General features: G+C 55.4%; 8 protein-coding genes. 7 read left to right on the top strand and 1 reads right to left on the bottom strand.

The genetic code is table 11. The features are described from left to right. Positions 1-156: 156 nt before the first annotated feature. On the top strand, positions 157-1,725 hold the full coding sequence (locus tag AC3WJN_RS24625; protein ID WP_007785011.1) for an acyl-CoA synthetase: 1,569 nt from the start codon (positions 157-159) through the stop codon (positions 1,723-1,725). A 164-nt stretch (positions 1,726-1,889) separates the two neighbouring features. Here the strand turns inward: AC3WJN_RS24625 and AC3WJN_RS24620 are convergent, their stop codons facing one another. Continuing rightward, positions 1,890-4,157: an exo-beta-N-acetylmuramidase NamZ domain-containing protein gene (locus AC3WJN_RS24620; protein WP_122952662.1), complete on the bottom strand. Its 2,268-nt coding sequence runs from the start codon at positions 4,155-4,157 to the stop codon at positions 1,890-1,892. Between the two features lie 278 nt (positions 4,158-4,435). Here AC3WJN_RS24620 and AC3WJN_RS24615 point away from each other — a divergent pair, with 278 nt between their 5' ends. The 6 genes from AC3WJN_RS24615 (at position 4,436) to AC3WJN_RS24590 (ending at position 12,452) form a co-directional block, all read left to right on the top strand. Then, the gene (locus AC3WJN_RS24615; protein ID WP_237716671.1) at positions 4,436-5,230 is read left to right on the top strand and encodes a copper amine oxidase N-terminal domain-containing protein; all 795 of its coding nucleotides are present in this window, start codon (positions 4,436-4,438) and stop codon (positions 5,228-5,230) included. A gap of 64 nt (positions 5,231-5,294) precedes the next feature. After that, positions 5,295-5,918, top strand: coding sequence for a hypothetical protein (locus tag AC3WJN_RS24610; protein WP_005827951.1), 624 nt, complete (start codon positions 5,295-5,297; stop codon positions 5,916-5,918). 117 nt (positions 5,919-6,035) lie between these two features. Then, a complete protein-coding gene (locus AC3WJN_RS24605; protein ID WP_007785021.1) occupies positions 6,036-9,260 on the top strand; it encodes an AfsR/SARP family transcriptional regulator in 3,225 nt (1,074 codons plus the stop codon). Positions 9,261-9,464: 204 nt separating this feature from the next. Continuing rightward, complete coding sequence (locus tag AC3WJN_RS24600) at positions 9,465-10,046, top strand: TetR/AcrR family transcriptional regulator (protein WP_007785022.1); 582 nt, start codon at positions 9,465-9,467, stop codon at positions 10,044-10,046. 47 nt (positions 10,047-10,093) lie between these two features. After that, positions 10,094-11,284 (top strand): HlyD family secretion protein, encoded by a 1,191-nt coding sequence (locus tag AC3WJN_RS24595; protein ID WP_005827956.1) that lies wholly within the window; start codon positions 10,094-10,096, stop codon positions 11,282-11,284. Continuing rightward, entirely contained in the window at positions 11,277-12,452 is a 1,176-nt protein-coding gene (locus AC3WJN_RS24590) for an ABC transporter permease (protein ID WP_005827958.1), read from the top strand. Before AC3WJN_RS24595 ends, AC3WJN_RS24590 begins: the two co-directional genes overlap by 8 nt. Positions 12,453-12,585: the final 133 nt, after the last annotated feature.

Here is a 12,585-nt window from a genome sequence, read left to right as displayed (position 1 = left end):
TATGAATACAAACTTTCGGATATCCTCTAGCGCAAAAAAGGACAGTCAGGGCGTTTTTCCCTGACTGTTTTTCTTAGGATAAAATATCAGAAAATAAACATTATATAGAAGATTAAGATATAATAAAAGGGAAACGAGGATGAGGGAGGTATCACGATGATCGAAGCCCAACGAGCCAGAAGAAATACGCTTGGTGACATCCTGCGAAGAAGCCGAATGCGTTACCCGGACAAGATTGCCTTGCAGTTTGAGGAGGAAGTTCTTACATACAGCGAGCTGGATCAGCTTGTCAATCAGGCGGCGCACACCTTCCTCGCCAACGGTTTGCAAAAAGGCGAGAGAGTGGCGGTGCTGTCCCGAAACTCCATGGATTTTGTCATTCTCAACTTCGCGCTGGCCAAAGCGGGACTGATTATGGTGCCAATCAACTTCATGCTGAATACGAGCGATGTGGCGTTTATTTTGGGGCACGCGGAGGTGAGCGCCTGCTTTGTGGCACCGGAGTTTCTCGCCGTGGCGCAAGAGGCGATTGGACAGGCCGATCTTTCGCCCAAGCTGCTGTCGCTTGTCTCCAGACCCGCGAAGCCGGAAGGGGAGTGGGTGCCGTTTCGCACGTTGATTCAGGACGCGAGCACGGACGAGCCGGAGCAGGAGCTTTCCGACGACGATGTCGCCCACATTTTGTACACGAGCGGTACGGAGTCGCGGCCAAAAGGGGTCATGCTGACGCACGGCAGCATTTTGTCCGAGTACGTGAGCACGATTATTGATGGGAACATGTCCCACGACGACGTGGCGATCCACGCGCTCCCGTTGTTCCACAGCGCACAGTTGCATTGTTTTCTCGGTCCCTATATTTATCTCGGGGGCACGGGCATCATTTTGGAGCAGGCGACGCCTGGCCTGATGCTGGAGATGGTCGAGACGCATAAGGCGACACAGCTTTTTTGCCCGCCAACAGTTTGGATTGCCTTGCTGCGCTCTCCCGATTTTGCCTCCCGCAACCTGTCCTCGCTGCAAAAGTGCTACTACGGAGCGGCGATCATGCCGGTGGAGGTGCTGAAGGAGCTGGGGACACGCTTGCCGAACGCACAGTTCTACAACTTTTACGGGCAGACAGAGGTAGCGCCGCTGGCGACGGTTTTGCCGCCGAAGGACCAGATTCGCAAAGCAGGCTCGGCAGGCAAGCCCGCGCTGAACGTGGAGACGAAGATTGTGGATGATGAAGGTGTCGAGGTGCCAAGAGGCTGCATTGGCGAGATCGTGCATCGGACCAGCCATGCCATGATCGGCTATTTCCGCGACGAGGAAAAGACGCGGGCTGCCTTCCAGGGAGGCTGGTTCCATAGCGGTGACCTGGGGATTATGGATGAGGAAGGGTATATTACGGTCGTCGATCGGAAAAAGGACATGATTAAATCGGGTGGCGAGAACGTAGCGAGCAGGGAAGTGGAGGAGCTGATTTATCAGCATCCGAAAGTGTCCGAGGTGGCGGTGATCGGCGTTCCGCACCCGTACTGGATCGAGGCGGTGACAGCGGTCGTTGTGCCGAAGGCTGGCGAGACATTGACGTCAGAGGAGTTGCTCGCGTTTTGCAAGGAGCGTCTTGCCTCGTTCAAGGCACCGAAGTACGTCTTCATCACCGACACGCTGCCGCGCAACCCTAGCGGGAAAATATTGAAGCGCGAACTGCGTCTGCGGTACGATACGCTTCCGACTTCGTAGTTGCCTGTTTGCAGACGGGCAGGGTGATGGTGATAAATGAAAGTCCGGTTTGACTGTGGCAGGTGGGTAGAGGGATAGTGGCAGACTGACAGACTAACTGCGATAACAGAAAACCCGCCCGATGGCCGGAAGCGTCCGGTTTGTCGAGCGGGTTTTTCCGTGTTCTATTTCACATTGGAGACAGTCGGCCGGTCAGGGCTGATGACTTCGAAGCGGTAGCCTTTTGACTTTAAAAAGGTGATGACTTCCGGAAGTGCTTGCGCTGTTGGCGTTTTGGTGCTTGCGTCGTGCATGAGTACGACAATCTCTTTTTGCGATTTTACTTGCTGCTTGATATTGGCGAGCGCCTGTTGGGCTGTGTATTGATTGCTGCGGGCGTCGCCGTTGGTGACATTCCAGTCGATGAAGATGTAGCCTTTTTTGTTCGCTTCGGCTTTGATGGCACTCATGACTGTTTTTTGCTTGTTGTACCGTTTCGGGTCCTGGTATTTGAGGCTGACCGTGTTGGTGCTGCCGCCCGGGTAGCGGAACAAAACAGGCTTGGTGCCGATCGCTTTTTCTATGAGCTGATTGCCTTTCTCCAGGTCGGCGAAAAAGGCTTCGGTGCTTTTGTAAACGACTTGGTAATCGTGCGAGTACGTATGCCCGCCGATGGCATGGCCTTCCGCGACCGCCCGCTTCAAAATCGCTTCGTTGCCAGGGACGTGTCTGCCTACGATGAAGAAAGTAGCTTTCACCTGGTATTTTTTCAGTGTATCGAGTACGTGCGGCGTCACAGGCGACGGGCCGTCGTCAAACGTCAAATACGCGATTTTTTCCCCTGGCTTCGGCGCTGGTGCAACGGGCGGCTTGGGAGCCGGAGCGGTCGCGCCAGGCGGCTGGGCAGTTCCCGGTTTCGGAGCCGGAGCCGTCGTGCCGGGCGGTTGAGCAGTTCCAGGCTTCGGACTGGGAGCCGTCGTACCCGGAGGCTGAGCAGTTCCAGGTTTCGGAGCCGGAGTAATCGTGCCAGGCGGTTGAGAAGTCCCAGGCTGCGGAGCCGGAGCCATTGTACCGGGCGGCTGAGCCGTTCCAGGCTGCGGAGATGGGGCCGTTGTACCGGGCGGCTGAGCCATTCCAGGCTGCGGAACCGGAGCCGTCGTGCCGGGCGGCTGAACCGTCCCAGGCTCAGGAGCCGGAGCGGTTGTACCAGGCGGCAGTGTTGCCCCAGGCTGGCTGTGGATCGCCTCAGTCGGAATGAACGGGGCATCGCCATAGATTAAAAAGCTTTTACGCAGCTCCGTAAATTTGCCCAAGGCTTCTGCATAAGAGTCAACGATTTCTTGCGGGCTTTTGCCTTGCGCAAGCAGTGGGCCGATCTTGCTTGTGCCCATCACATGCTCGAACAGCGTCTTTTCCTTGTCAGTGCCAAGCGGTACGGGAAACGGCTGGAGCTGTCGCGCATAGGCAAGGGCGTACATCCCGGTTTTCACAGGATTGAAGCTGCGCGGATCGTAAATGTGCAGCCGGACGCCGCCCGCTTTCTCCTTTTTCTCCGGGAGAAAAATCACGCCAGGCAACAGGCTGCCGTTCATGAGATCGGCGTATTTCACGGAATCGATGCCTTCTGCGCCAACCCAAGTAAAATGGTCTGCCTGGGTAACAGGGGTGCCTTCGCCGAGTCCTGTCGCCATGTAACCGTAGACAGAAGCGAGGTCAGGCAAATGCGGGGAGCCCGGAACCCAGCTCAGCCCGGTCTCCTGATAGAGCATGGTGCGGGTGTAGCCTTGCATCGGGACGACGTACAGATCCGCGCCAATGGAACGGTTGAAAAACAAGGCAATCTCGCCGATGGTCATTCCGTGGGCCAAAGGCAGCTCGTCGACGCCGATAAAGGACTCATACGGCTTTTCCAACACGGGTCCTTCCACGATGGTGCCGCCGAGCGGGTTGGGCCGGTCGAGCACGATGACTTGCTTTCCCTGCTCCTTTGCCGCCGTCATGGCGTATTTCAGCGTCGATATGTAGGTGTACGTCCGGGAGCCAATGTCTTGCAGATCGACGAGAAGGGTGTCAAAATGCTCCAGCATTTCCGCTGTCGGCTGGCGGGTCGAGCCGTACAAGCCGTAGACCGGAATGCCGTAAACCGGATGGAGGAAGATCTCCGGCTGGTTCCCCACCTGTGCCTTGCCATCCAAACCGTACTCGGGAGCGAACAAAGCTGTGAGGGTAACGGAGCGGTCACGACGCAAAAGGTCGATGGTGCTCATTCCCTGACTGTTGACGCCGGTTTGGTTCGTAATCAGCCCGACTTTTTTTCCTTCGATCAAATAATGGAATCGGTCGAACAGTACATCGCTTCCCAATTGAACGGCAGCGGTGTTGGCGGAGCTGCCTCCGGGGGGAATCATGGTCAAGATCAGTGCCAGGATAAGAAAAGGAATAAACTTTTTCATCATCATTGCCTCTTTCGAAGAAAAATACAGTCGTTTCTTGTTCATTGTAACGGTTTTTGTCAGGAGTATGGTTGTATTTTTGTAACAATTTGAAATTAGGTCTAAAGATAGAGGAATATCGTATTTATTGACGATTTCCAGTTGGTTTCTGCTTGTCCAATCGGGTTACTTCCTTCTACAATGACAGTACGATCTTGGTAGGCTATTTGCAGGAATGGCTTGAAACCGCTCCAAGCCTATAGTAGATTAAGAATCGTGTGAATCTTATTGGAAACGGAGTGGACATTTTGCTGAAAAAACTCGCATCATTCGTGCTGGCAATTGCCCTGGTGCCTATGGCAACATTTTCTGCCGCGGCAGCTCCTGCCCCTGCGCAGACTGCCGTCAAGGTGGAGTACAATAAAAAAGCGATTGTATTCCCCGATCAAAAGCCTTTGATCCGCGACAGCCGGACACTGGTACCGATTCGTCCCATCGCGGAAACGTTGGGCTTTAAAGTCGACTGGAACGAGAAAACGAGAACCGTAACGATCGACAAAGGCAACGACAACATCCGCCTGGTCGTCACGCAAAAAATTGCCAAGAAAAATGGACAAACCATCAATCTGGACGTGCCTGCGCAAATCGTCAACCAGCGCACCGTCGTGCCTGTGCGCTTTATTGCCGAGGCACTGAGCTACAAGGTTGATTGGGACCCGGCTACGCAAACGGTTTTGATTGCGGATCAGGCTGTTGCCAATCCAAATGGGACAGAAGAAAAGCCGCAGGAACAAACAAAGCCGACGGAAGAGGGCAAAAAGCAGGATACGGTGAGTCTGATCGACAAGGAGAGCGTCGTAGGCCAATTTTTTACTTTCTCGCCAATGGGGATATACAAAGTAGCAGGTAAGGTAGACCCTAAAGCAACGGTTATCGTCGATTTGGAAGGAACTTCCTATTCTGTTGATGTGAAATCAGACGGAACATTTGAGTTTTATCAAACTACACACGATGGCATTCGCAATTTCACCGTGAAGGCAGAATTGGACGGTAAACAGGATACATTTGAAGGCGAATTGCAAAGTGCAAACTAAGCCAGCTACTTCCTGAGTAAGAACACCTCCCGCGCACAAACTATGCGCAAGGAGGTGTTTTTTGTTGAAGCGAATTGGTTTTGGCCTATACGCGTCCATCCTGCTTGCCGGTCTGTTGACGGGCTGCTCGCCAAACAAAGAACAAGGCACCGAAGATCGCAACGGAAACCAGGCCAAATTCGAAGCGTACGGCATCAACTATCGCAATGACAACGTCGGGATGGACAAAGGACCCGCAGCGATGATTAGCCAAAAAATGGTTCATAACCGCGAGCCGCACCTCGTCGCCTATCTGGAGCGGCATGCGGAGAAGGTGCCGGGCGTAGTCGATATCAAGGTGCTCGCGTACAAGGACAATCTGCTGGTCGGTGTTTTGCCAGTGGATACGCCCAAGCCGGATGAAGTCAATCCGCGGCCGTCGATCCCCTATACACCGGGAAAAATTATCCGCAACGACAACGGGCATACAGATGCGCTGCAAAAGCGCGTGGTAGACCGAATGCGCAGCAGGCTGCAGACGGAGTCGCGCTTCAATCTGATGTACGTGTCCACCAACAGGGCGATTTACGATCGCATATCCGATTTGCACCAGCGCATCCTTCGCGGCGAGGAAGTCAGCAACGAGGAGTTCCAGGTGCTGCTCAATGACATCGGCTATACGGTCAAAGGGTACAATCTCGTCGATTGACAAAAGACCACCTGGATGCCCGGGTGGGCTTTTTGTCGAGCGGGGCTTGCGGCAGGAGTTTTGCAAGAAATGGGGAAATAGTCTGGAAGAGTAGGTGAACGGCAAGGAGTGCAACCGATGAGTCAATTCCAGGTACCCATTTCCAAAATAACTCTTCCTTCGCAAAAGCCGTATGTGCTGAGGCGTCCTGCGCTGGCGCGGAAACTGCGGCTTCTCGCGCATGCACAGCTCTGTCTCATCCAAGCGGGGGCGGGTTACGGCAAAACGACATCGTTTGCGACGTTTTTGCACGATGAAGCGCGCCGTGCCTCTTGGTATTTCATCACGGAGGAAGACGCGGCGGTCGCTGATTTTTTGTGGTGTCTCACGGAGAGTGTCCGCCGGGTCGTACCTGACTTCGGACAGACGCTGCGGGAGCTGCTGCAGCGGCAAGCGCAGCACAGTGCCTCATCTGAGCAAGAACGGGAACAGGCGACAGACGGCGAGCGGCTCGCGGACTTGTTTGCCCAGGAGTGCGCGCAGCTTCCGGACGATTTCGTGATCGTCCTCGACAACTACCACCGGATTGCCAGCGGCAGTGCGGCCGACTGCTTCGTTTCCCAATTGGTTGAGCTGTTGCCGCATAAAGTCAAACTGGCGATCTTGACCCGCGTTCGTCCTAACTGGACACAACTGGAGCTGCTCACGGCGCGCGGCGAATGCCTGGAGCTTGCGACAGACGACCTGGCGTTTACGCTGGAAGAGAGCGAAGCTTTTTACTCGGATCAGTACGATATCGCCCTGACAGACGACGAGTGGAAGCAAGTAGACGAGGTCACGCGTGGCTGGGTGATCGCACTGCGCTCGATCGGTGAAAAAATTGCGAGGGGGTTCAAGCTGGCCGACAGCCTGCACGAGCTGTCCCGGCTGCTGCATGTACTGGAAGCGGACGTGTGGATGGGGCTAGACGGGAACATGCAGCAGTTTTTGATGGAGGCCGCGGCACTGGAGGCGTTTACCCGCGAAGACTGTCTGCAAGTACTGGGCGCAGGGGCAGAGGAAAAACTGCAGGAGGCGAGACGCAGCAACCTGTTTTTGCATGTAGATGAACGGGGCATGTACTTTTTCCATCCGCTGTTTCAGCGGTTGTTGTCGAGCAAGCTCGCGTCGCGCCAGGACATTTACCGACGGGTCAACCAGGGAGCGGCCGTCTGGTACCGCCGCAAAGGCGAAGAGGAGCGAGCATTTGAGCGTTTGCGCCTGATTGAGCAGTGGGATGTGCTCGGCGCGTGGCTTTGTCTCGCTGCGGAGCGGTTTTTGAGCGCAGGCGTGCTGGACGGGCTGTACAAATGGCTGGCGCTTGTGCCGGATTCGATCAAAGCGCAGGAGCATTGGCTCTGGTTTTACCAGGGAGAGGTGGAGCGATACCGCTGCCTGTACGCCAAGGCGTTTGCCTCCTATGAGCAGTTTCTCGCCTTTTGCGAGGAAAAGCACGATCAGATCGGCCTGTGCCGCGGGCTGGAAGGCAAAGCGAGAGTCCACCTCGACAGCGTGCAGGGCGTCAAGGCGGAGGAGTTGCTCAAGCGGGCGATCCAGCTTCTGCCGCCGCAAGAGCAGGAGAGCGAAATGGCGCCAAGGCTGTATCGCTTGCTGGCGGAGATTTATACGAACCGCGGCGACTCCAGGCAGGCAGCGGCTTGGTATGAAAAAAGCCAGGAGCTGGAACAGCAGACAGAGGTAGAGCTGGAGTCGCGGCTGCTGTTTCGCACAGGTCGGCTGCAGTCGTCCATCCAGCTTTTGGAGAACAAATGGCAGTTGGAGCAGACCCGGCATCCGACCTTGACGCGCTCGTATCGGGAAACGTCGCTGCTGCTGTCCTTTGTCTATGCGTTAAACGGCGAGTGGGAGCGCGGCTTCGAGGCGGCAGAGACGGCCATTCAGCTCGGGCGTGCGGCGCATTCCCCGTTCGTGGAGGCGAATGGCTACGTCCGCAAAGCGCACGCGGCGCTCATCAGCCAGGGGCTGCCTGCGGAGGAAATTCGCCAGCTCTACGAAAAAGGCTTGCAAATGATGGAGGAGTTGCAGTCGACGCGCGGAAAGTCCGAGACGCTACTCGGGCTGACGCTGTTTCACGCCAGTCAAAAGGCGCTCGACCAGGCGCTGTTGTACGGCAGGCGAGGCATCCACGAGACGGAGGCGATGCGCGATGACTGGCTGGGCAGTCTGGTGCGCATGGCAATCGGCATCGCCTATGCCAAATACGGCAAGGACAGCGAGGCGCTGGAGACGTTTCGCGATTGCTCGGAGCGGCTGAGTCATTGCGGAGACAGCTACCACGTGGCGATTTGCCAACTGTGGCAGAGCTTTCTTGCGTACCGCAGCAAGCAGTGGGAGCTGTTCGTCCCCGCCGTGACCCAGGCGCTGTCGCTGATGCAGACCGGGGAGTACTCTTTTTTGCTGCAACGCCCGACTTTGCTCACTCCGTACGACGTGCAGCAGTTGATGCCGATTTTGTTGGAAGCGGAGCGGCGCAAAGTGTCGCCGGACTACGTTTCACAACTGCTAAACGATCTCGGCCTGCAAAATGTCACGTTTCACCCGGGCTATACGTTGCGCATCCAGACGTTGGGGGCGTTTCGCGTCTGGCTGGGAGAGCGCGAACTGAGTGAAAAGGCATGGCAGCGCGGAACCGCCAAGCTGCTGTTCCAGTTGCTGTTGACCAAGCGCCATCACCTGCTGGCCCGCGAAGAGATCATGCATCGCCTGTGGCCGGACAGCGTCGAGGAAGCGGCGATTCGCGACTTCAAGGTCGCGCTTAACGCCTTGAACAAAGCGTTGGAGCCAGATCGGGCGGCGCGGACCGACACCTTTTTTATCCAGCGCCACGGCAGCTCCTACGGCTTCAACCTCGCGTCGGGGTATCACCTCGATGTGGAAGAATTTGAAAAGCTGGTCACATTGGGTTTGGCCGAGCAGGACGAGCGCCAGGCTGCGCTTTTGCTGGAAAAAGGGCTGGGCTACTACTTGGGCGAGTACATGCCGGAGTGTCGCTATGAGGAATGGTGCGTGGAAGAACGGGAGCGACTTCAGGCGCTGTTTTTGCGGGGCGCAGAAAGGCTGGCGAAAATCAGGCTGGAGCAGCGGCAACTGGAAAAGGCGATTCGCTGGTGCGAAGCGATCTTGCGGGTGGACGATTGCTGGGAGGAAGCGTATCGCCTGCTGATGACGGCTTACTACGAGCAAAACAACCGGACGCAGGCTATCCGCTGGTACAAAAAATGCGTGGCCAAGCTGCAGGAACAGCTCGGCGTCGCGCCGATGCCAGCGACAGAGGAGACGTACAACCGCATCCGGGAAAAATGAAAGACCGCGTACAAGCGGTCTTTTTTGCGTGCCCTGCGCCCGACACGGCTTTTCGCCCGTCCTTGCCCAAATGCAGCGGGAGTTTTCCCCGTCAAAAAAGCCGCCAGCGGATGCCGCACAGAGCTATTGACAAAACTAGGAGTGTTCCGTACACTGTTTTTGTACTGACCAGTCAGTTCAATAAAGACAAGGGGGACGGGAGTGATGGCACCATCCAAAAAAGACCAGATTGCCCAAGGAGCGCTGACGGCGTTTGCCCAGTTGGGCTATAGCGAAACCACGATGGACGCGATCGCAGAAATGGCACAGGTAGCGAAAGGAACGCTGTACTACCATTTCTCGACCAAAGAGGAGCTTTTTTTGTACGTGATTGAAAAAGGCGTGAAGATGCTGATTTACCATGTTGACAGTGTGATGCAAAACGAAGAGCTGTCTTTGGAGGATCGCATTTTAAATGTGCTGGATGAGCATCTTCGCTTCTTTTGCGAAAATCGCGAGCTGTGCTTCCTTTTGCTCAGCGTCTTTACGGGCGACGAACAGCGCGATTTGACAGTCGCCAAGTTGTTGACGGGCTATTTTACGATGATGGAAACGTATCTGAAGCAAATGCAGGAGCAAGGCTACATACGCCCGGATATCGAAATCGGAACGTTTGCTTCGGGCCTGTTCGGCATGGTCGGCTTTACGGCCATCCGCAAGCAATATCGCAAGGAACCGTTGGACACGGAAGAAAACAAGTATACGCTGCGCTGCTTTTTGGCAGGCATGCTGCAAGCGAAACAGTGAAACAGCCGTAAGGACCATACAGAAAAGACACAGAGGAGAAATCGACTATGAAAAAACGAGCATGGATCGGGGTGGCCGGTTTTGTGGCCGGAATCGCAGTGTTGGGAACCGTTTTGTTCGCATCCGGCGGAAGCAGTCTGGCCGGGGAAAAATCGACCCAGTTGACAGGCGTCATCGAAGGAACGGAAGTGGACCTGTCCTTTAAAATGGGCGGCTCCATCGAGCAGATCGCCTTTAAAGAAGGCGATGAAGTAAAAGCAGGGCAAGTGGTCGCCACGTTGAACAACGAAGAACTGCTGGCGAAAAAGGAACAGGCAGAAGCGGCCTATCGACTGGCGCAGGTGAAGCTCGAGCAGGCGAAAAAAGGTGTGTCGCTGACAGACAGCTCAAGCAATGCCCAAGTCGATCAGGCGCAGGCGGTAGTCAGTTCGGCCGCGGCCCAGCTTGCGGCGAACAAAAACGGAGCGCGCAGCGAGGAAATCGCCCAGTTGAAAGCGAAGCTGCAAGCAGCGCAAACAGCGAACCAGATCGCGGCTTCGAACCTGGAGCGGATGCAAAAGCTGCTCGCTGAGGGAGCGGTCCCGCAAGTCAAAGTCGAGGAAGCGCAAATGCAGGCGGAAAAAGCCCAGGCAGAGCTGAAGGCCGCTGACGAACAGTTGAAAATGGCTCAGTCCGGCGCACGCCGCGAACAGGTCGATGCCGCGCAGGCTCAGCTCGACCAGGCCAAAGCAGCGTATAAGCAAGCGGTAGCGGCGCGCGGTCAGGTAGGTTTGAAGGAGCTGGATGTGAAATCGGCCGAGGCTGGCGTGCTGCAAGCCAAAGGCGCTCTCGCGGAAATCGAGGCGTATTTGAACAATACGAAGCTGGTCGCGCCGATGGACGGAGTGGTCAAATCCGTTGCCGTGCAAAAAGGCGAGCTGGTAGCGCAAGGCTTTACCGTTCTTACCTTGCAAACGAAATCCGATAACTACGTGAAGCTGTACGTAAACGAATACGCCCTCGGCCAGATCAAAACAGGCGACACGGTCAAACTGTTCGTCCCTGCGCTCAAACGGGAAGTAGAGGCGAAAATTGCCACGATTGCCCCGGCAGCGGATTTTGCCGTCAAAAAGGCAACCCAGGAGCTTGGCGACCGCGACATCCGTTCGTTCCAGGTGAAGCTGCTCGTCTCTGACCCAGAGTTGCGGCCAGGCTTGACGGTCGAGTGGAAGCTCGAAGGAGCTGTTGAAGGTGAGTAATTTCTCCCGGCTCTTCTGGAGCGAATGGCAAAACTTGTTTGCCAACAAAACGATTCGCAATGTGCTGTTTATCGTGCCGATTATATACTTGACGCTGTTCGGCTTTTTGTACAGCGAAAAGAAGGTAATGAACATCCCGACTGTCATGGTAGACGCGGACCAGACAGAGCTGAGCCGCGAGCTGTACCGCGCGTTTGAAGTCGACCAGACGTTCAAGATTACTTCCATCGTCGGAACAGAGGAGGAAGCGATGCGCCTGGTTGACAAAGGCGAGGCGAACATCGCCCTGATTATTCCGGCGGAGCTGGAGAAAAACGTCAAAGCCGGACGGCCCGCAGAAGTTTTGACCGTCATTGACGGCAGCAACATGATGATCTCGAACACCGCTGTCCGCGCCGCGAGCACGGTAGTCAAATCCGTGTCCGCAGGTGCGACGCTGAAAAAAATGGAAGCGAAGGGTAGCTGGGGCGAGGAAGGGAAAAACTTGTTCACCGGGATCGACTACCGCTATCGCGTCTTGTACAATCCGACGTTCAGCTACATGTCCTTCATGGTCTTCGGCTTGACGGGAACGGTGCTGCAGCAAGTGCTGTTCCTCGGGATTGCCTTGTCGGTAGCGCAGCAGAAGGAAGAGGGGACGTGGAAGGAGACGCTTAAGTCGCACAGCTTTTTCGCGATCACGGCAAGCAAGCTGCTGCCGTACTTTTTGGCAGGCACGCTCAATGTGTTTTTAGGCTTCACCCTGCTGCTGAAAGGGTTCGAAATTCCGTACTACGGCAGCACCTTTGACCTGATGCTCGTCGCAACGGCGTTCAACCTGGCGGTGCTCGCCATCGGCTACGCGATTTCCTTTTTCTCCAAAGACCAGTTGCAAGCTACACAGATCGCGATGATGATTGCCGTTCCTTCGTTTATGCTCTCCGGCTTCACCTGGCCGCTCGCTTCGATGCCGACTGCGGTTGCCGCGATTGGTAAATCTTTGCCGTTGACGTACTTCCTCGACGGCGTGCGAGAGATTTTGAGCAAAGGGCATGACCTGTCCTACGTGACGCATGATTTGGCCGTTTTGGGCTTCATGACCCTTTTGGGCCTGTTCTCTGCCTACGTCATATACTTGTTACAGACAAGGAAAAAAAAGGAAGTCGTTGCCGAAACGACAACGGTTTAGCGAGATTTGCAGAAAAGAAACCCTTGTGTTGTAAAGAATCTTTCCTATATACTTACTTGAGCCTTTTGCATAAATCTAAACCCTTGAGCAACAAGGTTTTCTGAGCATAAAAAAAGGACTTCACCCCGACCTG

This window comes from Brevibacillus sp. FW306-2-1A-C05A, assembly GCF_058781555.1.
This window is presented reverse-complemented; position numbering and strand designations above follow the sequence as displayed.